This window comes from Desulfovibrio gilichinskyi (genome assembly GCF_900177375.1).
GTDB lineage: Bacteria > Desulfobacterota > Desulfovibrionia > Desulfovibrionales > Desulfovibrionaceae > Maridesulfovibrio > Maridesulfovibrio gilichinskyi.
Window position 1 is genome coordinate 258,562 of record NZ_FWZU01000005.1, and the last position, 25,320, is coordinate 283,881.

23 protein-coding genes are annotated in these 25,320 nt (G+C 41.9%); 16 read left to right on the top strand and 7 right to left on the bottom strand.

The genetic code is table 11. The features are described from left to right. The first annotated feature begins 26 nt into the window (after nt 1–26). Together ybaK and B9N78_RS15065 are read left to right on the top strand one after the other, a co-directional pair. The gene (gene ybaK, locus B9N78_RS15060; RefSeq protein WP_085103762.1) at nt 27–491 is read left to right on the top strand and encodes a Cys-tRNA(Pro) deacylase; all 465 of its coding nucleotides are present in this window, start codon (nt 27–29) and stop codon (nt 489–491) included. An 87-nt stretch (nt 492–578) separates the two neighbouring features. Then, complete coding sequence (locus B9N78_RS15065) at nt 579–1,766, top strand: iron-containing alcohol dehydrogenase (RefSeq protein WP_085103764.1); 1,188 nt, start codon at nt 579–581, stop codon at nt 1,764–1,766. Between the two features lie 57 nt (nt 1,767–1,823). Here the strand turns inward: B9N78_RS15065 and B9N78_RS15070 are convergent, their stop codons facing one another. Beyond that, nucleotides 1,824–2,744: an AraC family transcriptional regulator gene (locus B9N78_RS15070; protein WP_085103766.1), complete on the bottom strand. Its 921-nt coding sequence runs from the start codon at nt 2,742–2,744 to the stop codon at nt 1,824–1,826. A 186-nt stretch (nt 2,745–2,930) separates the two neighbouring features. Between B9N78_RS15070 and B9N78_RS15075 the strand changes: the two genes are divergently transcribed. Then, a complete protein-coding gene (locus tag B9N78_RS15075; protein ID WP_085103767.1) occupies nt 2,931–4,118 on the top strand; it encodes an iron-containing alcohol dehydrogenase in 1,188 nt (395 codons plus the stop codon). A gap of 79 nt (nt 4,119–4,197) precedes the next feature. On the opposite strand, the gene B9N78_RS15080 is transcribed toward B9N78_RS15075, so the two are convergent. Then, the gene (locus B9N78_RS15080) at nt 4,198–4,878 is read right to left on the bottom strand and encodes a Crp/Fnr family transcriptional regulator (RefSeq protein ID WP_085103769.1); all 681 of its coding nucleotides are present in this window, start codon (nt 4,876–4,878) and stop codon (nt 4,198–4,200) included. 248 nt (nt 4,879–5,126) lie between these two features. Here B9N78_RS15080 and B9N78_RS15085 point away from each other — a divergent pair, with 248 nt between their 5' ends. Further along, a complete protein-coding gene (locus tag B9N78_RS15085; protein WP_245805570.1) occupies nt 5,127–5,294 on the top strand; it encodes a hypothetical protein in 168 nt (55 codons plus the stop codon). Nucleotides 5,295–5,406: 112 nt separating this feature from the next. After that, on the top strand, nt 5,407–7,101 hold the full coding sequence (locus B9N78_RS15090; protein WP_085103771.1) for an FAD-dependent oxidoreductase: 1,695 nt from the start codon (nt 5,407–5,409) through the stop codon (nt 7,099–7,101). A 376-nt stretch (nt 7,102–7,477) separates the two neighbouring features. Here the strand turns inward: B9N78_RS15090 and B9N78_RS15095 are convergent, their stop codons facing one another. After that, entirely contained in the window at nt 7,478–8,563 is a 1,086-nt protein-coding gene (locus B9N78_RS15095) for a glycosyltransferase (RefSeq protein ID WP_085103773.1), read from the bottom strand. Between the two features lie 416 nt (nt 8,564–8,979). On the opposite strand from B9N78_RS15095, the gene B9N78_RS15100 reads away from it, so the two are divergent. From B9N78_RS15100 to B9N78_RS15125, 6 genes are all read left to right on the top strand, one after another. Next, nucleotides 8,980–9,354 carry a hypothetical protein gene (locus B9N78_RS15100; RefSeq protein ID WP_085103775.1) on the top strand — a complete coding sequence of 125 codons (375 nt, stop codon included), beginning with the start codon at nt 8,980–8,982 and terminating at the stop codon, nt 9,352–9,354. Between the two features lie 213 nt (nt 9,355–9,567). Beyond that, a complete protein-coding gene (locus B9N78_RS15105; RefSeq protein WP_085103777.1) occupies nt 9,568–10,758 on the top strand; it encodes an efflux RND transporter periplasmic adaptor subunit in 1,191 nt (396 codons plus the stop codon). Between the two features lie 23 nt (nt 10,759–10,781). Beyond that, nucleotides 10,782–13,931 carry a multidrug efflux RND transporter permease subunit gene (locus B9N78_RS15110; protein WP_085103779.1) on the top strand — a complete coding sequence of 1,050 codons (3,150 nt, stop codon included), beginning with the start codon at nt 10,782–10,784 and terminating at the stop codon, nt 13,929–13,931. Between the two features lie 147 nt (nt 13,932–14,078). Continuing rightward, nucleotides 14,079–14,423 carry a DUF4405 domain-containing protein gene (locus B9N78_RS15115; protein ID WP_085103781.1) on the top strand — a complete coding sequence of 115 codons (345 nt, stop codon included), beginning with the start codon at nt 14,079–14,081 and terminating at the stop codon, nt 14,421–14,423. 35 nt (nt 14,424–14,458) lie between these two features. Further along, nucleotides 14,459–15,145, top strand: coding sequence for a response regulator transcription factor (locus tag B9N78_RS15120; protein WP_212637027.1), 687 nt, complete (start codon nt 14,459–14,461; stop codon nt 15,143–15,145). Continuing rightward, entirely contained in the window at nt 15,135–16,388 is a 1,254-nt protein-coding gene (locus B9N78_RS15125; RefSeq protein WP_170921448.1) for a sensor histidine kinase, read from the top strand. The genes B9N78_RS15120 and B9N78_RS15125 overlap by 11 nt, the downstream gene beginning before the upstream one ends. Nucleotides 16,389–16,496: 108 nt before the next feature. Here B9N78_RS15125 and B9N78_RS15130 read toward each other — a convergent pair whose 3' ends face one another. From B9N78_RS15130 to allE, 3 genes are all read right to left on the bottom strand, one after another. Next, entirely contained in the window at nt 16,497–17,321 is an 825-nt protein-coding gene (locus tag B9N78_RS15130) for a cytidylate kinase-like family protein (RefSeq protein WP_085103785.1), read from the bottom strand. Between the two features lie 158 nt (nt 17,322–17,479). Continuing rightward, complete coding sequence (locus B9N78_RS15135; protein WP_085103787.1) at nt 17,480–18,775, bottom strand: hypothetical protein; 1,296 nt, start codon at nt 18,773–18,775, stop codon at nt 17,480–17,482. A gap of 315 nt (nt 18,776–19,090) precedes the next feature. Continuing rightward, entirely contained in the window at nt 19,091–19,870 is a 780-nt protein-coding gene (allE, locus tag B9N78_RS15140; protein WP_085103789.1) for a (S)-ureidoglycine aminohydrolase, read from the bottom strand. 449 nt (nt 19,871–20,319) lie between these two features. On the opposite strand from allE, the gene B9N78_RS15150 reads away from it, so the two are divergent. From B9N78_RS15150 to B9N78_RS15170, 5 genes are all read left to right on the top strand, one after another. Then, the gene (locus B9N78_RS15150) at nt 20,320–22,740 is read left to right on the top strand and encodes a methyl-accepting chemotaxis protein (protein WP_085103793.1); all 2,421 of its coding nucleotides are present in this window, start codon (nt 20,320–20,322) and stop codon (nt 22,738–22,740) included. Nucleotides 22,741–23,012: 272 nt separating this feature from the next. Next, nucleotides 23,013–23,243 (top strand): thioredoxin family protein, encoded by a 231-nt coding sequence (locus B9N78_RS15155; protein ID WP_085103795.1) that lies wholly within the window; start codon nt 23,013–23,015, stop codon nt 23,241–23,243. 24 nt (nt 23,244–23,267) lie between these two features. Continuing rightward, complete coding sequence (locus B9N78_RS15160) at nt 23,268–23,642, top strand: putative zinc-binding protein (RefSeq protein WP_085103797.1); 375 nt, start codon at nt 23,268–23,270, stop codon at nt 23,640–23,642. 2 nt (nt 23,643–23,644) lie between these two features. Then, nucleotides 23,645–24,070 (top strand): thioredoxin family protein, encoded by a 426-nt coding sequence (locus B9N78_RS15165; protein ID WP_085103799.1) that lies wholly within the window; start codon nt 23,645–23,647, stop codon nt 24,068–24,070. Nucleotides 24,071–24,111: 41 nt separating this feature from the next. Next, complete coding sequence (locus B9N78_RS15170) at nt 24,112–24,780, top strand: cytochrome c biogenesis CcdA family protein (RefSeq protein WP_085103801.1); 669 nt, start codon at nt 24,112–24,114, stop codon at nt 24,778–24,780. On the opposite strand, the gene B9N78_RS15175 is transcribed toward B9N78_RS15170, so the two are convergent. Further along, nucleotides 24,777–25,205, bottom strand: a complete 429-nt coding sequence (locus tag B9N78_RS15175; RefSeq protein WP_085103803.1) for a GNAT family N-acetyltransferase — start codon at nt 25,203–25,205, stop codon at nt 24,777–24,779. The genes B9N78_RS15170 and B9N78_RS15175 overlap by 4 nt on opposite strands. Between the last annotated feature and the right edge of the window lie 115 nt (nt 25,206–25,320).

A 25,320-nucleotide genomic window follows, 5' to 3' on the forward strand; every position in this document is an offset into this window, starting at 1 on the left:
GACCAGCCATTTTGTAGAAATATTTTATGACTCCAGCAATTAATACAGCTAAAAAATTTAAAATTAAGTATACTGTTCACGAGTATGAACACGATCCAGCCGCAGAAGCCTATGGCAAAGAAGCTGCTGAGAAATTGGGTGTTGAGCCTGAACGTGTTTTTAAAACGCTTGTAGTAGCGAACGAAAAGCAACTTTTCGTAGCAATAGTGCCTGTCTTAAAGCATCTTGATCTAAAATTGCTGGCTAAGGCTGCCGGAGTTAAAAAGATCGCTATGGCGGATGTAAAACTTGTTGAACGGACCACCGGTTATGTAGTCGGCGGCGTCAGCCCGCTTGGTCAGAAAAAGTTGCTGCCGACCTTCATTGATTCCTCCGCCGAAAACCACGAAACAATTTTTGTCAGTGCCGGACGCAGGGGAATGGACATTGAGCTTTCTCCGCATGATCTTGCAACTCCGCTTAAAGGGACTTTTGCGGCCATCGCAAAATAATTTTTGCCTTCAGCCTTCTACATTGTGTCCGTTGCTGAAAACTATCTGGTCATTTTAACTAAACCGTATTCATTGCGGAGGTAATTCATGAATTTTGAATTTCAGAATCCGACACGACTTATTTTTGGCGCAGGATCGCTTTCCAGACTGGGCGAAGTTGTTAGTGAATATGGTCAAAAAGCATTGATAGTAACAGGCGGGGGCAGTATTAAACGCAGCGGTATTTTTGACCGCGCAGTTGTAAGTTTAAAGGGAGCAGGAATTCCCTTTGCACAGTGTGCAGGTGTAGAACCTAATCCTCGCATTTCTTCTGTTGTGCGCGGCGCAGAAACAGTTCGCACAGAGGGATGTGACGTAATTATCGCTTTGGGCGGAGGCAGTACTATAGATGCCGCTAAGGTTATTGCCGCGGCTGTTTTTTATGACGGTGATCCGTGGGATATGATCCGCCACGGAGATGAAAAACTCTACGTCCCGCTTAAAGCCTTGCCGATAATAGCTGTCCCGACTTTAGCCGCGACAGGTTCGGAGGCGAACAGTACCGCAGTCATTTCCAATGAGGAAACTCTCATTAAATCTTCCATTTCAAATAACTGTCTCTATCCTCGTGTTGCTGTGGTCGATCCGGAGCTGACTGTCAGTGTCCCTAAGGATCAGACCGCTTATGGCGTATGTGATACCATCATTCATGTTACAGAGACTTATTTTAACGGGATAGGCGGTACGCCGATTCAGGATCGCTTTGCCGAGGGAGTGATACTCACCGCCATGGAATGGGGGCCGAAAGCTCTTGCTGACGGAACCGACATCGAAGCCAGAGCGCAAATTCAGTGGGCAGCTTTGGTCGCGCTTAACGGATGGCTACAGGTAGGAACCGACAGCAGCCGTCCGGTGCATAAGATCGAGCATACGCTGTCTGCTCATCATGACGTAACGCACGCGGCAGGTCTTTCGGCTGTTAATCAGTCATGGATGCGGTTTGCCGCTAAAACTCGTCCTGAAAGATTCGTGCAGTTTGCGCAGCGTATTTTCGGGCTGATTCCAAAATCTCCAGACGATATGGATTGTGCAATGGAAGGTATTGACCGCTTCGAAGAATTTATGAAGTCTATCGGTTGCCCGACAAGCTTGTCTGAAATAGGCATCGGTGATGAACTGTTTTCCCGCTACGCCGATGATATTCTGTTTCTTGCCAAAGACAGGTATGGCAACCTTCCCGGACGGCCGACAATGAACAGAGATGATATCTTAGAGTTGTTGCGCGCGTCGCTTTAGACTTTGTTTAATGCTGTTACAGCATTCTGTCTTTTTGACTTAAGATGAGCTGAAAGATTAAATCTCTTGCAGTCTCTTAATGTCTCTTAAAGGTGGCGCACCAAATTGCCGGCTGTATTCTCTGGTAAACTGGGAAGGGCTTTCGTAGCCGACCTGAAATGCTGCACTTGTTACGTCCTGACGTTCCGTTAACATCAATCTTCTTGCTTCATGCAACCTTATCCACTTTTGAAACTGGAGTGGGCTCATTGCCGTTAGTGACCTGAAATGATGATGAAATGTAGATGTGCTCATCCCTACACGCGCTGCAAGGTCATTAATCCTAAGCTGTTTTGTATAATTCTCTTTTAACCAGTCGATAGCTTGCGTGATTGCTTGGCTATGGCTGCCTGTCATGGCCAGTTGCTGCAGGCGTGGTCCTTGTTCACTAATAAGTAAACGATAAAGAATTTCACGCTGAATAAGCGGGGCGATAACCGGAATATTTTCCGGCTCATCAAGTAAATCTAGCAATCTTTTAAATAAATTCAACAACGGGGCCGTGAGTTTGCCGACAGCTATTCCACGTTTTGATTGCTTAGGGCAGGGGCTCTTAAAGTTGCTGTCCACCATGAGTTGCGCAATCTCTCTTAGATCAAGTTTCAGCACCAGCCCTAGGTATGGCTTTTGTTTATCGGCTTCAATTACTTGAGCTAATATTGGCAGACCTACGGATGTAATAAGAAAGTGATTGGAGTCGTATACATATTCTTCATCACTTAGGAACACTCGCTTGGCTCCTTGGGCGACTAAGCAGATACTCGGATCATGCATGTAACTCGTCGGTTCTGAGAGTTTGTCATATTTGCGAAGCAGCAACCCGGGAATTTTTGTTGTCAGACGAAAATCGTTTTCGGTCCATCGGGCAATTTTATCTGCCAGAGCTTCACGTACTTCTCCTAAATCATCTGAGGGTGTAAATTGTGTATTGCTATTCATTCTGATTCTCTTTGCAATTGGGCCTTTATCGGAATTGTGTATTTGTAAACAAGTTGTTTGTAGTATTTTTCGGACGATCAGGCAAAAATCTGACAGGATCAGTCTATCTTTTCAGTAGTTATCGGCAGTAAAGATACTTAGCAACAGCAAGTTAAAATAAAACAGTATTCATTTAGGAGGTAACTCATGAATTTTGAATTTCATAACCCGACACGTTTAATTTTCGGCGCAGGATCACTCTCCAAACTTGGGGAAGTTGTAGCTGAACATGGCAAAAAAGCATTGATAGTTACCGGAGGAGGCAGCGTCAAGCGTAGTGGTACTTTCGACCGCGCAGTAGAGAGTCTGAAGGATGCGGGTGTTTTGTTTGCACAGTGTTCAGGCGTAGAGCCGAATCCGAGAATTTCTACAGTGGTACGCGGCGCAAATATAGCTCGAGAGGAGGGATGTGATGTGATCGTAGCCTTGGGTGGCGGCAGCACTATGGACGCAGCTAAAGTTATGGCTGCGGCAGTCCTCTATGATGGCGATCCATGGAATATGATTCGTCACGGCCAGGACCAAGTATATACTCCGGCAAAAGCGTTACCTGTCATCACTGTTCCTACTTTGGCGGCAACAGGTTCAGAGACAAATTGCGGCGCAGTTATCACTAATGAAGAAACTTCCGTGAAGTCTTTTGTAGCCGATAAGTGTTTCTATCCTCGTGTTGCGATTGTTGATCCGGAATTGACATTGAGCGTGCCGAAGAATCAGACCGCTTACGGAGTGTGTGATCTTATCACCCATGTTACCGAAACCTATTTTAACGGAATAGGCGGCACTCCGATTCAGGATCGTTTTGCTGAAGGAGTCATTTTAACCGCTATGGAGTGGGGACCTAAAGCAATTGCTGATGGTAAGAATTTAGAAGCACGCACTCAAGTTCAATGGGCCGCACTGGTTGCACTCAATGGGTGGTTGCAGGTTGGAACGGATTATAGAATGCCTGTTCATATGATTGAACATACTCTTTCTGCCCATCATGATGTGGCTCATGGAGCGGGTTTGTCGGCTATCAATCCATCATGGATGCGTTTTGCTGCTAAGTCTCGCCCGGAAAGATTTGTTCAGTTTGCTCAGCGGATTTTCGGGATTGTTCCTAAAGCACCTGATGATATGGATTGTGCAATGAAAGGAATCGATCGTTTCGAAGACTTTTTGAGGTCTATAGATTGTCCGACAAGTTTATCTGAAATAGGCATCGGTGACGAACTGTTATCCCGCTATGCTGACGATACACTGTTGGTTGCTAAAGATGAAAATGGTAATCTTTCAGGACGTCCGGCAATGAATAGAGATGATATAATCGAGATGTTGCGGGCGGCGCTCTAAATAGTATGTATTCAAAGAACTAAAGCCGTTTCCGTTAGTCTTAACTCTGAGATTAACGGAGCGGCCTATTTTTACCTGTCTAACACAATAAATTCCCATCACGGCAAGTTTCCAGCCGTTCTTTATTAATCAACCTCACGCTCGTCCCGTCAACTTCAATGAGTTTTTCTTTACTCATCTTTTTCATTGCTCTCGAAAGGGCTTCCGGCGTGACACCTATGATTTTTGAAAGTTCCCTGTAAGAAATTCCTAACTTCAACCAGCCCTCTTCACTTTGACTCAGAAAATACGCTGCTAAACGGGACGGAATCTGCTTGAGTGAAAGTGAATCAATCATGACCATTGCATCTTTAAGGCGCTTCGCCATGACGCTCATCATATTAAGCAGAATAGACGGGTCTTCCTGAATTAAAGTCTGAAATTTGGATGGACTGATAAAAAGCACTTTGCTGTCTTCGAGTGCGCTTAGATTTGCGGGCATTTTCCCGTCAGAAAAAGTTGAACAGAGGCAAAAAGGCTCTCCCGGACCGAAAACGAAAATGGTCTGTTCTTTTCCGTCTTCCGCTAATTTAAATAGTTTTACTTTGCCTGAAAGCAGAACATGCATGCCTTTTAAAAACTTAGCTTCACTAAAATAAATTGCTTTTTTAGGAATGTCGCTCACAACCGCATTTTCTGCTAACCGCGTAAGATTGGGATCATCCAGATTTGAAAAAATAGGGAATTCAGTGATGATCTTTTTTAGCTCTTCTTTTTCCATCTTATTATCCTGAAATTTAATAAAATTGATCGAGATCAATGTAAGTTTTTTGGTGAGCACGTAGAAGGGTATCTACACGGCATCATAAAGTGGCTTTTCTAAACGGGTCGGCCGGAATTAATACCCTGCACTAATGGAGTATGCATTATGTGGAAATTTTTACAAAAAATCACCAAAAAAATGACCGTTTGGTAGGTAAATGCTTTCTCCCGCGGGGCGACGCAATTGCTCTTGTCTAAGGGGCGGTCATGCGGAATCTCTCAATTGCTTTAGCTATTGCGATCAACGCCTTCGGTCCGCAAGGATCAGATGCCGCTCTGGTTATTGCTCTGGCATATATTGTACAGGTGCAATCCGCCGCTTGGTATGTAAAATTTACTGCAAAAATATTTGATTTTTCAGCTGAAGCGGCATGATATTAAAAGCAACAAAGTAACAAGAATAATTAAAATATAATATTTTGTTAAATTTGATAAAAGCGGTATTCTCCCGCTGAACATATAACACTCTGTAGAGAGGAGATATTTCATGAGTTCACAGAATATAGTTGTCATCGGCGGCTCTGCTGCCGGACCGAAAGCCGCAGCCCGTGCAAAACGACTTGATCAGGCCGCAAACGTTACTCTTCTGCAAAAAGCTCCGGAGATGTCTATGGCATCTTGTGGATACCCTTATTATATCGGCGGAAATTTTGATAATCGTGACCAGTTGCTTTCTACTCCTACCGGAGTTGTGCGTAATGAAGCTTTTTTTGCCGGAGCTAAAGGCGTGCAGGCGCGGGTTAATACGGAGGTAACCGCTATTGACCGGATTAAAAAGGTTGTATCATGTGTGAATGTCATTACCGGTGAAAAAGACACTGTCCCTTATGACAAGCTGGTAATCTGCTCAGGTGCAACTCCCCGTCATCCCCCTATTAAGGGTATCAATCTGGAGGGCGTGCAGGCTTTGTCAGAGATGCGTGATGCTGACAAACTTCGTGAACTTCGTGATTCAGGCAAAGTTAAAGATGTAGTTATTGTCGGCGGTGGACTGATCGGCATTGAGGTCTGCGAAGCTCTTGCCGATTCCGGCATGAATGTGAACGTAGTTGAAATGCTGTCTCAGTTGCTGATGTTTTTGGATTGGGAGCTTGCTAAACTGGTGGAAAAACATGTGGCATCCAAAGGGGTCACTGTTCACACTGAAAATGGTGTAGCTGAATTTATGGGCGAAAATGGAAAACTTACCGGCGTAAAATTAAATGATGGTTCAGTTGTTCCATGTGAGCTGGCGGTGGTTTCTATAGGGGTGGTTCCTAATGTTGATCTGGCTAGAGCCTCGGGGCTTGAGATAGGTGGTTTCGGGGGTATCGTTGTGGATGAACACATGCGGACTTCCGATTCTAATATCTATGCAGCAGGGGACTGCGTAGAGATTCCTAACCGTATCACAGGCAAGAAAACTTATGCACCTTACGGAGATCTTGCCAATCTTGAAGCCAGAGTTGCCGCTGATAATATTGTTCTTGGCGACAGTTCTACTTTCCCCGGCACTGTTAACAGCGGTATCTGCAAGGTCTTTAATTTCAGTGCAGGTTCCACGGGAATGTCGGAAAAACGCGCTGAGGCAGAAGGGTATGAGGTAGTGACAGCCACTAATGCAAGCCCTGATAAACCCGGATTTATGGGTGCAAAATTACTTGTTTCCAAGATGGTTGCAGATGCGAAAACCGGACGTATACTCGGATTTCAGTGCGTAGGAACCGGCGAAGTTAATCGTCAGGTCGCCGAAGCCGCAATGGCGGTTATGAATGGCAATACTATTTATGACATAGGCGTAGCGGATCTTCCGTATGCTCCTCCTTTTTCGTTGGCGATCGACCATTTCATAGCTACTGCACATATTTTGGAAAACAAAATGGCAGGGCTGATGACAGGTATCTGCAATGCCGAGGTTAAAGAGATGATTGATGGCGGTACTGCTCCTTTTATTCTGGATGTACGTTCGCCTGTTGAGTTCAAAGAAATGCGCCTTAATGTCGGTGAAACTTTGATTCCTTTAGGAACGCTTCGGAATTCTCTGGACAAGCTCCCAAGCGACAAGAGTGCGGAGATTATAACATTTTGCAAAATATCTATGCGCGGTTATGAAGCACAGCGAGTGCTTGAAGCAAATGGTTGGACTAATGTTAAAGTTATGGAAGGCGGCATAATGGCCTGGCCTTTTAAAGTTGAATTCTAGATAACTCACATTTCCTTTTGTTGTAACACGTGGTTGCAAGTAATTAATACGGAACACCCTTATTTATATGAGGGTGTTCTTTTTTATGCGTGCTCTGCCTGCCGATTGGTTGCTTGACTCGGGGTGGAGTAAGGAATTATAAGCAGAAAAATAGTTTAATTCAAAATTAAATCCCCGATATAATGGACTGTAAAAAATACAAGCGGAAAGTATAAAGCTTTAGCCTGCTGAATTTTATTTTTTCAATAATATAATCCGACATATTCTAAGAGTAATTACCTATGACTGTTGAAAAGCCTTTGGTGTCAATAATGATACCGACTTATAATCAACCTGAGTTTTTGCCTGAAGCCGTAGAATCAGCTTTAAAACAGACTTATTTATATCCTTTTTTTTCAATTTTATTAAGTGCCGTAAGCAAGTCTTGCTTTTGTAATTCTGATGTATATTCTAAAGAAATTTGTTTTCCGTTTTTAATTAGCTTCTCACATTTATCTCTTTTTAAAGCTGTTTGTAAGCTTAGAGTCAGTTCTTCAGTTGATTCTGGATTAAAATAAAGGGCGTAGGAACCTGTTGTCTGTTTGCAAAGATTTTGAAACATATTGTGGGCTGGAATATCGGATAAAACACAAAGGCATCCTGCAGCCATACCTTCTAAAGCTGGCATGCCAAATCCTTCCGAGAGTGATGGTGATACGACTATATTTGTCTTTCCGTACAAAATGGCCATTTCTTTTTCGTTCAGTTGAGAATAGTATTCGTCAACTATTCCTGATTTTATTTCTTCTGGGTGTATCTTCGTCGGAGAAACACGTATAAAATGAATAGGAGTTGTTTTTTTAATTTCTTTAATAGCTTCAAAAACTCTAGCAATATTTTTAAGATTTAAACGATAATCGCCAATACTTAAGATTGAATTATGAACTTTATTTGTGCTAGAAACTGAATCAAATAAAGAATGATTGACGGTATTTCTTATGAAATCGTAATCTTTATTGTATTTATTTGTAAACTCATGCGCTACGATATGACATGGCGTCCATGCAATAATTTTAGAGTTATAATACTTCTCGATACCTATTTTTTGTAATTTAGATTTTGTCTTTAGAAAAAAGCGACCAGCAAGTGATGCATATTTGGCCCTTTTGGCTTTTTCTGAATAATAAGTTCGTAAATCGTTTAGTTCATGTCGTTGATAAAACATAACAGGAGAAGGCATTTGAGGTTTCAAGCATGATTTTAGATCACGCAATCTCGTTGAAATGATAATGTCAACTTGCCCAGCTATTTCTTTAGTATCACTTATTATAATAGGTCGTTTATGAAATGGGTACTGTGTCTGAATATTTTTTACAAAGAGCTTAGCCTGATATCCCAATTCATCAAGAAGTTGAAGGTGTTGATTAATAACTTTTGTCCCACCTGTTAGTGTCAGATCTGAAAGGTAATATCCTATTTTCATTTTATAGCTCCATTAAATTTTTTCTTAATATGTCTTCACGTTTTATGATTTGTGGTTAATTGGTTTGGGAGAGCCACGGATCAATCAGAGCAAAGTTTTTCGAGAGTTCTTATTGAAGAATAAATAATTTAATTAATTATCATCAAAGTTTCAATTACTTGAGAAAGATGGAGAAGGCTATGTGAAATTCTTGCATTTCATAATATGAAAAAGCAAAATTTTTTGCTGATTTATTTGAAAGTAATATCAAAACCTAATAAAGAATATTCAGAAAAATATAAATATTAATTTAAAGCGATTGGATACTTTCCAACTTTATTGCGAGCTCACAACAAGTATCAAGAACATCCCAAGGTGTGAGTCTGCCGAATTGAAGTCAATAGAGGAAGAGTCAGTAATTATTAGCATTAAGGATTATGCAGACAGGAAAAATCGGGGTAATTCCTTCGGAAGCAATGGTTCGTCGTCGGCATGGTGGTAACGTTAGTTGTTCTTTGACGGTTGACACCTTTATAGCAGATATAGCAAGCTTCATTGCTCCATTGCGAATGGATGAGGGGATTAAAACAATTGTGCCCAGAGATTGGATGAAAAGCTGGGTTAAAAAATACACTTTTCATAAAGGAAAAGATAACGCTTATAAGATATTAAAAAATTTACATTCTAATGAAGATTATTTTAAATATTTAGGAGCCATATGGGGCTTTTTGCCTTACGTAGCTTCCTGTATTTTTATTCAGCCTAAAAATATCTTAAGAGTCTGTAGAAACTATCTTTTTAAAGCGGTGTAATCATTTTAGGATACTTAATTATTTTTTTATCCTGCTCTGGAATTTAAACAATCCAAACTTATTCCGTACAAAGTGCAAAGTTTTGTTCTCTGGTTAACCCTCAGTTAACCTGTGTTTCTGTTAATGTTTAATTTCTTCAAATTTTGTAATCACTAAATTCCGTACAGGAATTCCGTTGCATAACAGCTGGCAGAAAAAGCCACAGGAGTAAATATGCTTAAATATAACAAAATTTTTCTAACTATCGCTGCAATTGCAGTAGTAACTTCTTTTGTTTTTATTGGTTCAGGTTGCAAGAATAACGACCCGGCGCAGGCCACTGATCAGCCTCATCAAAGAGCTGTTCAAGTTGATGTTGCCGAGGTTACGACAACTTTCATACGTAAAGAAATTGAACTCCCCGGGCGTATCTCTGCGCGCAGAATTGCACAGGTTCGCGCAAGAGTTGCTGGAATTGTTCTTAGTAGAGATTTTAAGGAAGGCAGTCACGTAGAAAAAGGTCAGCCTTTATTTCATATAGATCCTGCCCAGTTCAATGCGGCCTTGTCTTTGGCGAAAGCAGATCTTGCAAAAGCTGAGGCTAACATGGTTGATCTGGCGGCTACAGCTGACCGCTACAGCAAACTTATTAAGACTAACTCTATCAGTCAGTCGGAATATGACACCGCTATTAATTCTTACAGGGCAGCCAAAGCGAGCAAAGATGCCGCAGAGGCCGCTGTAAAAACAGCCTCTTTAAGTCTCAGCTACGCCACTGTTGAAGCTCCTATTTCCGGTAGAATCGGACGAGCTTTCATAACAGAAGGAGCTTTGGTTGGTGAAGGTGAAGCTACGCATCTGGCTACAATCCAGCAGCTCAATCCTATCTATGCAGATATTAATGAACCTGTTTCAGAATATCTCAAGCTCAAAGCTACAATGAACAAGGCTGTTCATGATGAAAACGCTACGGATGTGACTGTCTCTGTTGATAATGTTGACTATGTTGCAAAAGGGAAACTTCTTTTTTCTGATGTAACCGTCGATCAAAAAAGCGGGCAGGTTTCACTTAGAAGTGAATTCCCGAATGACGATGGAATGCTGCTTCCGGGTATGTTTGTGCGTATAAAGATCAAACTTGGCGACAGTCAGGAAGTTATTCTGGTTCCGCAGCGCGCAGTCATGCTCGGTCAGGGCGGAACTGCTCAGGTCTATGTTGTTGACAGTCAGAATATAGTTCAGCCTCGCGCAGTAAAAACCGGATCTATGGAAGGCAGTCTCTGGCAGATTATTGAAGGTCTGAAAACCGGAGAAAAGGTAGTTGTAAACGGAACCGGTAAGCTAAAGCCGGGAATGACTGTCTCCATAAAAAATGTCGAGAAGCCTAACATAGCATCAAATAATACTGACAGTAAGCAGCAGTAAAATCAGATTAGAGATAAAAACATATGTCACAATTTTTTATTGATAGACCTAACTTTGCTTGGGTTGTTGCTATATTTATTTTATTGGCCGGGATTTTGTCTATTCCAGGCATGGCTGTCGAAAAACTTCCGCAGGTTGCTCCTCCGCAGATTACTATTGAAGCAGTGTACCCCGGAGCTTCAGCCACGACTATTAACGACTCCGTAGTCAGTCTTATTGAAGAGGAGCTGAACGGCGCCAAAGGACTGCTGTATTATGAGTCTACCAGTAGTTCTACAGGTTCTGCAAAGATAACCGTTACCTTCAAGCCGGGAACAAGCCCGGATATGGCTCAGGTTGATGTACAGAACCGTGTACAAAAGGCTGAGTCGCGTTTGCCCCAGTCTGTCAGAGATCAGGGTGTGACTATTGAACAGGCCAACTCAGGCTTTTTGATGATCTATGCTTTGCGCTATAAAAATGATGTCGCAGGCAAAGATCCCCAGCCTTTGGCAGATACTATGGCCCGGAATCTTAATAACGAAATTCGCCGAGTTGACGGTGTGGGAACCTTGCAGTTCTTTGCATCTGAAAGTGCGATGCGTGTCTGGGTTGATCCTCAGAAACTTCTCAGTTACGGCCTTGATCTTTCTGATGTAGCTAGAGCCATTAAAGCTCAGAATGTGCAGGTTCCTGCGGGGAGTTTCGGCGGGCGTCCTGTTGCTTCAGACCAGGAACTTATGGCTACATTTATGGTTCAGGGGCTTCTTGAAACTCCTGAAGAATTCGGGAAGATTCTGCTGCATGCCGGTCTGGACGGGTCGACCGTTTATCTTTCAGACGTTGCCAGGATTGAAATAGGCCCTGAGTCTTATAATGTTGTTTCCCGTCTAAACGGGACTCCCTCAGCTGCTGCTGCGGTTCAGCTTGCTCCGGGAGCTAACGCCCTCGGAACTGTTCAGCGCGTAAGGGCTCGTCTTGACGAGCTTGCCAAGACAATTCCTTCTGATATGGAACTTACCATTCCTTTGGATACTTCTACTTTTGTTGATGTCGCCATCGAAAAAGTTCTTCATACTTTACTCGAAGCTATTACCCTTGTCTTTTTAGTAATGTTCCTGTTTTTGCAGAAATTCCGTTACACAATCATTCCTACAATTGTTGTTCCGGTGTGTGTGCTCGGCTCATTTGCTGTCATGAACGCAGTCGGTTTTTCTATCAACATGATGACAATGTTCGGCATGGTTTTAGCCATCGGTATTCTTGTTGATGATGCTATTGTTGTTGTTGAAAACGTAGAGCGAATTATGGCTACGGAAGGGTTGCCGCCACGTGAAGCAACAATCAAAGCCATGGGACAGATTTCCGGCGCAATTGTCGGTATTACTCTGGTTCTTTCAGCTGTATTTCTTCCGCTGGGATTCATGAGCGGTTCTGTCGGTGTTATTTACCGCCAGTTCGCAATTTCAGTTGCTGTTTCAATTTTGATATCAGGATTTTTAGCACTGACTCTGACTCCAGCTCTTTGTGCTACAATACTTAAGCCTATTCCAAAAGGGCATCATGAATCTAAAGGCGGTTTCTTCGGATGGTTTAACCGGTTCTTTGCAAGACTTGGAGCCCGTTATCAACGCCTTACCGGAGCACTTGTTACCAGAACTGTAAGATGCATGGCGGTTTATGCAGTCATGCTCGGAGTTCTCGGATTTTTTTACATGCAACTACCGGAATCATTTGTACCGACAGAGGATCTTGGACATATAATTGTCAACATTCAGCTTCCCCCGGGGGCAACTTATTCAAGAACCCTTGATGTCACAAAAGATATCGAAAGTTACTTTAAATCACGTCCTGCTGTTGAATCAACCTTTACTGTTATCGGGTTCAGTTTTTCCGGTCTTGGAGAAAATGCCGGTATAGCTTTCCCCATCTTTAAGGATTGGTCAGAGCGCGGAAAGGGACAGTCCGCAGGGGATGAGGTCGGCATGGCCAATCGGGTTCTTTCTCAGAATACGGACGGATCTATTTTTGCTGTTACCCCTGCTCCTGTTGACGGAATGGGTAATACAGGCGGATTTGCACTGCGTCTTCAGGACCGCGGCGGCGTAGGGCGTGGCGTGCTTGCACAAGCGTTGGGAATGGTCCTTGCAAAAGCTAATGCATCGCCTATTATTGCTTACGCTATGCCTCAGGGGTTGCCGGATGCTCCGCAGTTCAGGCTTGTTATAGACCGCGAAAAAGCTGAAACTCTCGGTGTCAGCTTTGCAGATATAAAAAATGTTCTTTCAAGTGCTTACGGGTCCAGCATGGTCGCGGACTTCGTTAATGCCGGAAGGGTGCAGCGAGTCGTTATTCAGGCTGACGCTGAAAGCCGTAAAAATCCTAAAAGTTTAGATAATCTGTATGTTCAAAACTCAAGAGGCGGTCAGGTCCCTTTGAGGTCCTTAATCAGTACTAAATGGGAGACCGGGCCGGTACAGATTGTTCGCTATAACGGTTACAATGCATTCAAAGTAATGGGTGATGCCGCTCCGGGACATAGTTCCGGTGAAGTTATGACCGAACTTGAAAAAATTATGAAAGATCTCCCTCCTGGAATAGGTTATGAGTGGACTGAACTTTCCTATCAGGAAAAGTTTGCAGGCGGGCAGGCTCCAATATTATTTGCTCTGGCATTGCTTGTAGTATTTCTGTTGCTGGTTGCACTTTATGAAAACTGGGCTATTCCGTTTTCCGTTATGCTGATTGTTCCGATCGGAGCACTCGGCGCGGTTGCCGCGGTGACAATCTTGCATATGTCCAACGACGTTTACTTTAAAGTCGGGTTGATCACTATTATCGGCCTTGCGGCAAAGAACGCTATTCTTATTGTTGAAGTGGCTAAACAGTATTATGCTGAAGGGTTCAGCCTGAAAGAATCAGCGATTAAAAGTGCCGGTTTGCGTTTCAGACCTATCATTATGACTTCCATGGCTTTTATCCTTGGTGTTTTTCCGCTTGCTCTTGCAACCGGAGCCGGAGCTGCAAGTCAGAAGGCTCTCGGAGTAGGGGTTATCGGAGGAATGATCAGTGCGACAGGACTCGGGGTAATTTTTGCTCCGATATTCTTTGTTGCGGTGCTTTCGGTCGTTGAAAAATTCAAGGGAAAGAAAACTGATGACCATGACCATTCTACACCGATTGAGCATAGTTAAGCTTAAATAAATAACCTGCTTCCTGATAACAGGTTACCCTTATATTAACCCCTCCTTCTTTATTATAGTACCCTTATACAGGGAGAGCTTGCTTAGCTCTCCCTGCAAAAATACCGATAGCTGTGATATATATAAGTTGGAGATGATATGTTTAAAAAACTGACCGACCGATCCTTTCTTTCCCCGATTGTGGCCTTCACTTTTCTTCCTGTTGCTATCACCGGTATTCTTTTGCTTCTGCATTTAAGTTTTCAGGGAATGAAAAATATTCATGAATGGTTAGGGCTGACCTTCACCACTTTTTGTGTCTTTCATATTGCTGTAAACTGGAGAATTTTCTCTAAATATTTTAGCAGAAAAGAGACTCGCTCGGCATTGCTTTTGGCTGTTGTGTTGACCTGTCTTTGTGGGGTAATAGGTACCAGTAACGGACCTTTTGAGCAGTGGACTCACAGGGTGAAAATTGTGCATGGTCAAGTCTTACACAAGTGACTTTTTTTATCTGGTAAAGAATATAGGAGCGCCTTGTGGGAATAGCCGTATTACTTGTAGAAGATGATTATGATCTGGCGGCTGCCGTGGTAGGGTCGCTTGAGCTTGAAGGTTTTATTTGCGACCATGCTGCAAATGGTCCTCATGGATATGAATTAGCTTCCACCAATACTTATGATGTTCTTCTGCTTGATGTGATGCTCCCCGGATTAAGCGGAATAGGGGTGTGCGAAAAGCTTCGCAAAGATGGAGTGACTACTCCTATCCTAATGCTTACGGCGCGTGATACCTTAGATGATAAAATATCCGGGTTTAATGCCGGAACGGATGACTACCTGACTAAGCCGTTTAATATGGAAGAATTGTTGCTTCGCATCAGGGCGTTATCTAAAAGGTTCAGCCGCCAGTCCCGGAAACTTTCAGTGGTTGACCTTGAAATGAATCTTGATACGCATGAAGCAATTCGAAGTGGCAATCCTATACAGCTGACTCCTACAGAATGGAAATTACTCGAAGTGCTGGCCGTACATAGTCCTAAAGTTGTATCCAGAGTACAGTTGGAGCAGACTGTGTGGGGAGATTCCATCCCTTCCCAGAGTCTTTTAAAAGTTTATTTGAACAAGCTTCGTAAAAAAGTTGATATCCCCGCTTTGCCGCCTATAATTCAAACTTTACCCGGAGTCGGAGTTGTTTTGAAGCTGGTTGATGATCATGAAGAATAGTCAAAGCATCAAAAAGCTTGTTCTGCTCTTTGTGCTTATAGCCTGCTCTCTGCTGGTCATTTCTTATTCAATTCTGGTAAATATTTTTTTTGAAAAAGGGCTGGTCCTAGCTGTTCAGCACCGTCTGGAGCTGGAATCAAACTTTTATGCCGCAGCATATGAAAAAGATAAAGGCACAAGACTTCCAGATGCCGCTAATTTTAAAACATTTCAAGATTATGAAGGGTTACCTGCTGAGATTAAAGAAAAAGTCGGACCTGATTTTCCAGCAGGTGAATTTGATATTGTGCACTCTGTCAAAAACGAGAATGAATTTCACTTTATTTATTCGTGGAAACGGTCTGACGGTAAGGTCTTGTATTTTGTATACAGTCTGGGAGATGCCGATAAGTCGGAGCTTATACTTTCAACTCTCCACGGGATTGCTTATTATACAATAGCGACAGGGCTGATTTTGTTTTTGGGGATAATTTTAGTTGCTCTGCTTATCATCCGTCGCATAACCAAGCTTGTAATGCGGCTTACTGATTGGGCTGTCAATTTGAACAATGATAATGTCGAAAAGACTATCGGAGATTTTCAATATAAAGAACTTAACCAGCTTGCAGTTTTGTTCCAGAGGAATATGCGTCGTCAGCTTGCGGGTATTCAGCGGGAACAGAAATTTCTGAGAAATGCCAGCCACGAACTGCGCACACCTGTAGCTGTCTTGCAAAGTAATCTTGACTGGTTGAACCGGCTTGGAGCTGATGAAGAAGAAAAATTCAAGCGGCCCCTAAGCAGCATGGAGAAAGCTGTTAACAATATGAAAGAGCTGATTACCACGCTCTTATGGATCAACAAAAAAGATATCGATTCTATGCCTAAGCATGAGATTAAAGTCGATGATCAATTGCAAAATATTATTGATGAGAATTCGTACCTGCTGGCTAATAAAAAAGTACAGGTTAAAATGGAACTGCCACCTCAAGTTGTTTCGGCTCCGGAAACTTTAGCCCGCATTGTCTGGAGTAATATTATTCGAAACTCTTTCCAGCATACATATCAGGGGGAGATCAATATTTCCTTGTTAGAGGGCATGTTGACTGTGACTAATGATCTTATCCCGGATGCTGCAGAGAGCATCAGTGAAGGGTTTGGACTTGGTCTGATGCTCATTCAGGATTTGACCGATTCCCTCGGCTGGCACTTGACTGTTAATGAACGATCAACTTCTTATTCGGTCAGGCTGCAAATGGATTAAATTCGATGCTGCCTGGTCTGTTGGTTCCGGTTGCAATATTACGAGATGAGGATTGCTCCGTCATGAATATTATATTCGTATGAGTATAGGCAAATCCTCAGCTCTTTATTAGATTTTGTGGAATGGATTAACCCTTCTGTCAAGATTTCCTAGAATAGTAACTTCGTTTACTCCGGCAACTTGCGAAGCTGTTGTTATTATTTGGTCAAATAAATTAGTTTTAAGGCTTTTAGGAAGTTTGGTAGCTGTTATGGTAATGTTCCCATCGCGGCAATCAACATCAGCCAGTGGAGCAATATTTATTATTGCAACCTTTACTGCAGCAGCTAAGGCTTTATCCATAATTATTCTTTTAGACTCTTCAGTTGTTTTAAAGGTATCTTTTTGAACTGCGTGGCAGATAATATCTACAGCATCTGAAACTGAGAACGCTCCGATATGGATGGTCATGTCATAGAGTCTGCTGTCCCATGTATCGATACCGTAGGTTTTAAGTCCCCATTTTCTGCGCTCTTCATCATCTTTCTTTAGTATGTATCTGGCCTCGTCTACGGTGATATTTTCTCTTTTTACTTCTTCTCTGACTCTGTCCTCCAAATCTGCGGTAATTCTGAGCTTAAAGACATGCGGAATGTCTAAGAGGAAGTAGTGGCCGGCAAGACCATGGTAAACTAAGTTGTCCTTTTGAGCTTGTTGTAAAAGCGAACTGCGAATATGTGCAAGATACCTTTCTTTACCATTGGTAAAGCGTTCAAGAACTGACGGGGAATCATGGAGAGCACGGATGAGTTTAATTTCAGGGATACCGAATTCTTTTGATGAATCTAAAAGAATATCTCTGGAGGTACATCTGTAACCGAGTCGCTCAGCTACTTTTTCTGCAATTTCTTTTCCGTAACTGTATGAACCTCTTGAAATAGTGATAATTGCCACTGTTAGCTCCTTGATCTTAAAAGTAGAGAGAGTTTGTGATGTATATTTTAGAATATGCCGAAAATGAAATAAAGGCTATTCCTCTATAAACAATAATAAAGGAAAAATAATAAAGCGAAAAGGATAAAGGAATGTGTGAACTTGCGTTTCCGATATTGTCAGATTTTGAAGAAGTCCATTTCCTGCTCGGTAAGGCGTAAAACAGGGTTTGAATTTTCAGCATAAATGTTGAAAACAATTACTCGCAGATTTATTCTATATGACTTGTCATATTCGGATTGCATGGTGAAATGCCACTCATTGTCACCAAGTATTTCATCTAATGATATAAAGTTCCGGTGTGAAGTAATTATATGCAATGCTGCATTCAGAATCTCTGAAAAAACGCTATTGTTTTTGTTGAATATGACAAGAATCGCTTTGCTGTCATGCCATGAATCATGTTGCAGGAGCTTGTCAACCGTTTCTATAAACCTTGCTTCACTGCTCCATATTTTGCAAATTCCTGTAACAACGCTTTTCCCACCTTGCGAAACGGTTATGGTTGTTTTGCCTTCCTTCAGAAAAATATCCTTTCCGGTACTGTCTTCAAACTGGGTGTTAAGGGTGGAAATAATGATATCGCGCAACTCATTATCATTATGAACTTTGAAAACGTGAGGAGTTCTCTCACAACTTGAACCGGTGTGTCTGATAACTCTGATAATTTTTATGAAATCCTCTTTAGAGATTGTATGATCAGAGTCAGCCGCTGAATTGGTTAGTGGTAACGGGATAAGTCTTTGGCGTGTGTTGATAGGGCTGAAGTCGGCAGAACCATCTCTGGATTTCATGCTTATCATTGATCTCTTGCTGAGTATTGCTAATTGGTGAAGTTTCGCTATCCGCTGTGTTACAGCTTCTTCAACCGTTTCTTGAAGTTCATTTGTGTATTGCTGAATATCTAAATTTTGCCAGTGAAGATGTTTTTTGATCTTTCTTAAATCACTCATAAATTCAGTTTTAATAAGATCCAGTTCAATATGCTGATGCTGGCTGTAATCTTTAATAAGTCTGCCATTTTCGATGCCGAAAGCAAGGCTTCCTTCTTCATTAAAAGTGCTCGGGCGTAACAGCCAAAGACGTTCATCACCGGAAAAGGGGATTTCAATGCGGATCTTGCTGACATCACTGAAGTTCAGACTTCTTTTGCCTTCAGACACCTGACTTGGAGCGTTTGGTGCATCTTTTCTGTATTTGACAGGGCGTTGAGCTTTTATAAAATGCCCATATAGTTTTAATTCATTTAATGAATTTTCAGCAACCAAGCGTGCTACAGTTTTATTAGCTGGGATATTGAGAAAATCTTTCCCGTTGATAGACTCAACCTGAGAGGTAATACTGCTCAAGTTATTTTTGAATAATAAAGCAATATCATACTCGTTGAAAAGTTTTTTGTAGTCGATTTTTCTCATCTCGGCTTCCGCATTCCTCATAAAAAACAGGAATCAGTTAAAATAATCTTAACACTTTTCAAATAGGTATAGATCCTTAAATGTGTATTATAATATAAGTAGAATATAAGATGACAAAATTATATTGTATTTTTATAAATAAATTGTAAAGAACGTCAAAATAATGATCTTTTAAATAAAATTATGCATATGATGTGCCAATTGTCTATGGTTGTATAGATGAATATGCGGAGATGGTGCAGTCATTAAAAGGTCCGAGCTGTGAAGTCCGGACCTTTGTTCTTAAGACAGATGAGCGGTGAGTATAGGATAAATTTATAAAGGTTCGTCCCTATGACAATCTTTGGAGTAAATGTATTCCATGCGTGTAAGCCCGGTTCCATAGCATGCCTGTTTGCAGAAAGGAGCAAACCAGATGAAATCTTCTGCCTCGACCGGAATCCATGTGTTGTCCAGTAAGTAGAGACCTTGTCCTTCATAGATATATGCACCATGTTCTTGAACATGGGTTTCCACAAAGGGATGGCAGCCGCCGGGAAGGAATGCGAGAGTATGAAAATTCATATCAAACGCTTCATCAACTGGGAGAAGGTCGCGCACGAAAACGTTATCCATTCCATCATAGATTCTTTCTGTGATGCTTTTAATACTGCCTGTAATTATCCATGGTTTTTTCACGGCAGGATCAGGATGCGGAATAAATTTTTGTTTGTAGAGAAGAATGCGGACCTCTCCGTCTCCGTTTGAATTAAATTCAATGCCTTTACCCGGAGGAGAGTAAATGTAGCCGCCTTCTTCGAGTTTTTCCTGCTTACCGTCAACTGTTACCGTCAGCGAGCCTTTGCCGTCCATTACAAAAAGAACGGCTTCAACGTTCTCGGATTTGGCGTATGGAATTGTTGTTTTACCAGTGTTGCTGACAGTGCCGACCATTTGAACGAATCCTGCCCCTAATTTGGGCGAAGCAAGAATGGTCATTGCACAGTTTTTGATGCCCGGCACAACGTTAATGACTCTTCCTTCCGGCGAAATGACAGCGTACTTGTTGGGTTCGATTACGGATCTGTTTTTTAGAAACCCATCTGGATATGGCATTTTGTGCTCCTAGGTGATCAAAGCAGCAGAAGAGTACTTCTGCGAAATAGATTGAAAAAGTTAATCAGGAGAAAGGGTGTGGCATCCTTCCCCCGAATTATTGAATCAGACAAAAGATGTGTATGTTTATTTGCCGAATTTTTCACGCCATATTTTGCCGGTCTGTTCCATATCAGCCTGTGCAGTCCATACTTAAAACCTTTTACGAACTTTCCTTGAATTTTCTTTTGTGCTAAGGTGAAATATATTTGTATTGGCCTGAGCTTGATTGTTAATAAATTCACAATAGCAAGTCGTTTTTGTGACACTTTTCCTAAAATTTATTTATTTCTTGTGAATATAAGAACTAATTTGCCTGTTTCGTGTTTGATTAGCGATTGCCTGCTTATCATGTTAATAAGTGATACAGCGTCTTTTGCAAACGCTACTACTAATATGGGAGCACGAGTATGAAACTTAAAGCTAAATTTATTTTACCGCAGACACTGATAATAATTTTATTAGGGTGTCTTAGCGTATTTGTTATAGTTAATTCTTTTAAATCATTGCAGGAGATGTATCTGTCCTCTGTTGTTGATAACGCGTTTTCTTCTGTAACTACAGGAATTGATTCAACAACAAAAGATGCTCAAGATATTGCAGCACTTTTTTCACAACGTACTGATGTCGTAGAAGCTTTTGAACTGGCTGCGTCCGGAAATATAGATGACGAGAACTCTGCTGAGTCACAGCAGGCAAGAGAAATGCTTCGCAAAACACTAAGCCTGGACCTTAAAGGGTATGAAGATTTGGGCACAGGTAAGTTGCAGTTGCATTTTCACTTGCCCAATGGACGAAGCCTTGTCAGACTTTGGCGCAAAAAACAGGCTAAGCGAGATGGTAAGTGGGTAGATATTTCTGATGACATATCAAGTTTCAGGCAAACAGTTCTTGATGTCAATAAGCAGGGTACTCCTGTAGGCGGGATTGAGCTTGGACGAGGTGGTTTTGCCATAAGAGGTCTTGTTCCGGTTAAAGATAAATCAGGCAAGGCTTTGGGTTCTGTTGAAGTCCTTAAAAATTTCAAGCCCATACTTCAAAATGTGGAAGACGCCGGAATCGAAACAATGCTGTTTATGAACAAGGACTTGTTAAATACTGCAACTGCATTGCAGGATGCAGCTAAGTTTCCTGTTTTATTTCAGAATTACGTGTTGGTAAGTGCTATTAATAAAGATAAGAATCTTTCACTAGTCAATAAAGAACTGCTCGACAAAGGCCGTAAAGGCCGGGTTATAACCAATCGTGGCCGCATTGCTTTGGCGGCTCTTCCTATAAAAGATTACCGCGGAAATCAGATCGGAATCTTGGTGGGAGTTATTAATCTTTCGGATATGGTCGCTTTGTCTGAAAAAGCCAATATTGTGTTTATCGGCAGTATCGCCGCAATGCTTATTGTTCCACTCTTCCTCATGATGTTTATTCTGAGAAAAGCTATTTTAAGCCCTCTGAAGTTAATCTCAGGTAAGATCGATGATATAATTTTGGACCGGGCTGACCTTGGAAGCTCAATTGCTATTAAATATAATGATGAAATAGGCGATATGACAGCTGTATTTAACAGGCTGCTCAGCAAGCTCCATATCATGGTAAAGGAAATGGAAGTTTATGTGCATGTTCTTAATGCCGTTCCTGATCCTATTTTCGCTGTGGATGATACGGAGCAGGTTATAATGGCAAATACGGCTATGTCCGAATTGTCCGCGCTCAGTGATCAGGAACTTATGAACAGCAAGTGTACTGATGTTTTCCGTAATACAACATGTGAATCAGAACAATGCTCTGTCCACATGTGCAAGAAAAGCGGACGTCAGGAGATTGCAGACGTTGTAAAGATGAAGGATTCTGCAAGGAAGGATGTATATATTCAGGCTGTTTCAGACATTTTGAAAGATAAGAACGGGAGCCTGCTTGGATATGTAACTGTCGCAAGAAACGTGACGGATCTAATCATTAAAGAGCAAAATATTAATGAGCAGTTGGAAAGGATTAACGAGGTTAATAAATCTACCGCTTTAGTTGCCGGTAACATTTACAGATATTCCGAGGATCTTGAAAAAGAAATGGGCTCAGTAAATGAGTCGGTTGGTGTCCAGCATCAGCGGCTTGCTGAAACGTCCACTGCCATGGAGCAGATGAACGTAAGTGTGCTTGCTGTTGCTGAAAGTGCTTCAAGTGCTTCAGGTAAATCTCTTCATACAAGAGATATGGCGCAGGATGGTGCGAATATTGTTGGTGAAACACGTAATGCCATAACCGCGGTTCGTAATCAGACTGAATCCTTGAACGAGATTATGGATCAGCTTGGCACTCAGGCGCAAAGCATTGGCGGAGTTCTGGGCGTGATTAATGACATTGCTGATCAGACGAATCTGCTTGCTCTTAATGCCGCCATTGAAGCCGCCCGCGCAGGTGAAGCCGGCCGAGGTTTCGCAGTTGTTGCCGATGAAGTAAGGAAGCTTGCGGAAAAAACAGTTGCTGCCACAAAAGAAGTTGAAGTTGTCATTAAGGGCATTCAAGATCATGCAAAAAGTTCAAAGGATTTAACCGCAAAAACAGCTTCACTGGTCGTTGCTGCTGCGGAGTCTGCGGAAAAATCCGGAACATCTTTGAAAGCTATTGTTGAGCTGGCAGATGAATCTGCTGCAGATGTGAGTAATATTGCCGCTGCGGCTGAAGAGCAGTCAGCCAGTTCAGAGGAGATAAACAGAGCTATGCATGACGTGAACGAACTTGCATTATCTGTTTCAGAGCGAGTAAAAGATTCTGCAAACTCACTTAATAATTTAGTGAAACTTGCAGAGGAGTTAGACGAAATCTCGAATAAGTAGAGATTCAGTATCAGAATGATTCAAGGGCCGGGACGCAAGTTCCGGCCCTTTTTTTTGCTTAACGATCAGAAATGACAGACTAAAAAGCGTGGTGAATAAATTATCAGTATGAAAGTATCTTGAGAAGTGTCGATAATTAAACATGATAAGTTGACAAAGATTATTATTTGGCTAAATTGCCAAATAAACAAATAGTAAATTGCAGTTATAGTTTAAATGTGAAAGCCACCAGGCAAAACAAATGTAGACTACTGCGAAAAAGGAGATTTTATATGAAAGTTCAAGTGTTGGGACCTGGATGTCCAAAGTGTAAAAAAGTAGAGAAAATAGTCAGGGAAGCGATAGCCGAAGCAGGAATCGAAGCAGAAGTGGTAAAGGTATCTGATTTTCAGGAAATAGCTTCTTTCGGAGTATTTTCAACTCCTGCCGTTGCAATTGATGGTGATGTAAAGGTTGTGGGAAGAGTTCCCAGTAAAGATGAAATTCTTGAATGGATAAAATAGAAATTATTAAGGGGATTAATAGTTATGTCTAAATGTGATTGCGCATGTGGTAGCGCTCCTGAATTTGTCTTTTCGTGCTCTGGAGCCGCTGATGTAGGCGAAATGGCTGATCAGGCTGCTCGTCAACTGTCACGTGAAGGATGTTTGAAAATGTTCTGCCTTGCAGGCATAGGTGGTAGAGTTTCCGGTATCATGAAAAGTACCGAAGCGGCGTCTAAAATTGTTGTAATTGATGGATGCCCGCTTAATTGTGCTAGAAAGACTCTTGAGGAAGCAGGTTTCTCAGGTTTTGAGCACCTGCAGCTTGATAATCTTGGGCTTAAAAAAGGTGTAGCAAAGACCTCTCCGGAAAATATTAAGTTGGTCGTAGATTCTGTAAATACTCTTTTGAAAGGATAACTATGAGATCTGCAAAAGTTATATTTTATCTGGTCATACTGACTCTTGCAATGAGTCTGCTGAACGCTTGTTCTTCTGAGGCCGGTGATGCTGAAAAAGTAATAACTCCTTCGGAGTTAATTTCCGGCAAGCCGCAAGACGTACCTATTCCCGGCATGGTTACCATGGTGGATATCGGTGCTCATTCTTGTATTCCGTGTAAAATGATGACGCCTATTATTGAAAAGCTTTCTAAGGAATACGCCGGACGCGTTGCTATAGCCTTTATTGATGTCTGGCAAAATCGTGATGAGGCTCCGAAATATGGAGTTAGAACAATTCCTACACAGATTTTCTATGATGCCGCCGGAAACGAAAAATATCGGCATGAAGGGTTTTTGGGTGAAAAAGACATAGTCAGCAAGCTTATAGAACTTGGTGTTAAATAGGAGACGGAGTGGAGCACTTCTTTTTAACCGTTAACTCCTGGATGACAGGAGGCACAGCCCTCGCAGCTCTCGGCTGTTTTTTCTGGGGAGTAGTCAGTGTGCTGTTTTCTCCCTGTCATCTGGCCTCTATCCCATTGATTGTCGGATATGTGGGTGGACAGAAGGAACTTGTAAAGGGCAAAAAAGCCGCTCTTTACGCGACCATTTTTACAGCAGGGCTGTTTATAACCATTGCTCTGATAGGAATGATATGCGCTTTGCTCGGGCGTATGTTGGGTGATGTCGGTCCATATTGGACTGTGCTAGTTGGGCTTGTTCTCATTTGGGTTGCTTTGGATATGTTAGGGGTCTCTGGATGCTCAATATCCGGAGGGCTTATGTCGAAATTAAAGGTTAAAGGAAAGTCCGGAGCCTTTGTTCTGGGGTTAGCCTATGGAGTATTATCCGGTTCATGTACTTTCGGTTTTATTGCTCCTATTTTAGCGGTTATTACCGTGCAAAATCAGATTTTCACAGGAATTGTTTACATTGTGCTTTTCGGCATAGGGCATTGCATTCCTATTGTTATTGCAGGAGGATCTGCGTCTCTGGTTCAAAAAATGTTATTAAATCAGAGTTGGCAGCGTGGCGGAATCTTCTTTCGCCGCCTTGCAGGAATTTTAATAGCATCAATGGGGGTATATTTTGTTATTCAGCCATTTATGAATTAATCTTTACTAATATAATTCATCTGTTTCATCTTTTCCATATCTATAAAAGATCCCATCGCGGTCAGCATTGTTTTGAATCCGAGTTTTTCATAAAAGCCCTGTTTGCCGGGAACAGCATACAGAATGACATTTTGATTTTGCAGTTTTTCCAAAATGCCGTTCATTATTAATCTGCCGATACCTTTACTTTGATATTCAGGCAGCAAACACAGGTCGTATATTGCGGCGCAAGTAACACCGTCCGAAAGAGCTCGGCCAAAGCCGATTATACGGTTTGAATCCCATGCAAAACAGACTACAGCGCTGTTTTCAGAGGCAATCATTAGCTTGACTGGGTCCCGTGTTCCTAAAGGTGCTTTTTCGAATATTTCGCATACACTTTTCCAATCAATGTTTTCCAGATCAAAACGCAAAAAGATTTCCATTTTGCCTCACAAAATATCAATAGTTTAGTATGTTAGCATGCTATTGCCTTAGTAAATTGTATTTTGAAAAACATACTCGTGAATGTTATTATTTGTCTAGTCTGATGTGGTTGTG

Excerpts from the sequence above, each read along its gene's own strand:
- ybaK (WP_085103762.1), top strand. The coding sequence starts at position 27 with ATGACTCCAGCAATTAATACAGCTAAAAAATTTAAAATTAAGTATACT.
- B9N78_RS15065 (WP_085103764.1), top strand. The coding sequence starts at position 579 with ATGAATTTTGAATTTCAGAATCCGACACGACTTATTTTTGGCGCAGGA.
- B9N78_RS15070 (WP_085103766.1), bottom strand. The coding sequence starts at position 2,744 with ATGAATAGCAATACACAATTTACACCCTCAGATGATTTAGGAGAAGTA.
- B9N78_RS15075 (WP_085103767.1), top strand. The coding sequence starts at position 2,931 with ATGAATTTTGAATTTCATAACCCGACACGTTTAATTTTCGGCGCAGGA.
- B9N78_RS15080 (WP_085103769.1), bottom strand. The coding sequence starts at position 4,878 with ATGGAAAAAGAAGAGCTAAAAAAGATCATCACTGAATTCCCTATTTTT.
- B9N78_RS15085 (WP_245805570.1), top strand. The coding sequence starts at position 5,127 with ATGCGGAATCTCTCAATTGCTTTAGCTATTGCGATCAACGCCTTCGGT.
- B9N78_RS15090 (WP_085103771.1), top strand. The coding sequence starts at position 5,407 with ATGAGTTCACAGAATATAGTTGTCATCGGCGGCTCTGCTGCCGGACCG.
- B9N78_RS15095 (WP_085103773.1), bottom strand. The coding sequence starts at position 8,563 with ATGAAAATAGGATATTACCTTTCAGATCTGACACTAACAGGTGGGACA.
- B9N78_RS15100 (WP_085103775.1), top strand. The coding sequence starts at position 8,980 with ATGCAGACAGGAAAAATCGGGGTAATTCCTTCGGAAGCAATGGTTCGT.
- B9N78_RS15105 (WP_085103777.1), top strand. The coding sequence starts at position 9,568 with ATGCTTAAATATAACAAAATTTTTCTAACTATCGCTGCAATTGCAGTA.
- B9N78_RS15110 (WP_085103779.1), top strand. The coding sequence starts at position 10,782 with ATGTCACAATTTTTTATTGATAGACCTAACTTTGCTTGGGTTGTTGCT.
- B9N78_RS15115 (WP_085103781.1), top strand. The coding sequence starts at position 14,079 with ATGTTTAAAAAACTGACCGACCGATCCTTTCTTTCCCCGATTGTGGCC.
- B9N78_RS15125 (WP_170921448.1), top strand. The coding sequence starts at position 15,135 with ATGAAGAATAGTCAAAGCATCAAAAAGCTTGTTCTGCTCTTTGTGCTT.
- B9N78_RS15135 (WP_085103787.1), bottom strand. The coding sequence starts at position 18,775 with ATGAGAAAAATCGACTACAAAAAACTTTTCAACGAGTATGATATTGCT.
- allE (WP_085103789.1), bottom strand. The coding sequence starts at position 19,870 with ATGCCATATCCAGATGGGTTTCTAAAAAACAGATCCGTAATCGAACCC.
- B9N78_RS15150 (WP_085103793.1), top strand. The coding sequence starts at position 20,320 with ATGAAACTTAAAGCTAAATTTATTTTACCGCAGACACTGATAATAATT.
- B9N78_RS15155 (WP_085103795.1), top strand. The coding sequence starts at position 23,013 with ATGAAAGTTCAAGTGTTGGGACCTGGATGTCCAAAGTGTAAAAAAGTA.
- B9N78_RS15160 (WP_085103797.1), top strand. The coding sequence starts at position 23,268 with ATGTCTAAATGTGATTGCGCATGTGGTAGCGCTCCTGAATTTGTCTTT.
- B9N78_RS15165 (WP_085103799.1), top strand. The coding sequence starts at position 23,645 with ATGAGATCTGCAAAAGTTATATTTTATCTGGTCATACTGACTCTTGCA.
- B9N78_RS15170 (WP_085103801.1), top strand. The coding sequence starts at position 24,112 with ATGACAGGAGGCACAGCCCTCGCAGCTCTCGGCTGTTTTTTCTGGGGA.
- B9N78_RS15175 (WP_085103803.1), bottom strand. The coding sequence starts at position 25,205 with ATGGAAATCTTTTTGCGTTTTGATCTGGAAAACATTGATTGGAAAAGT.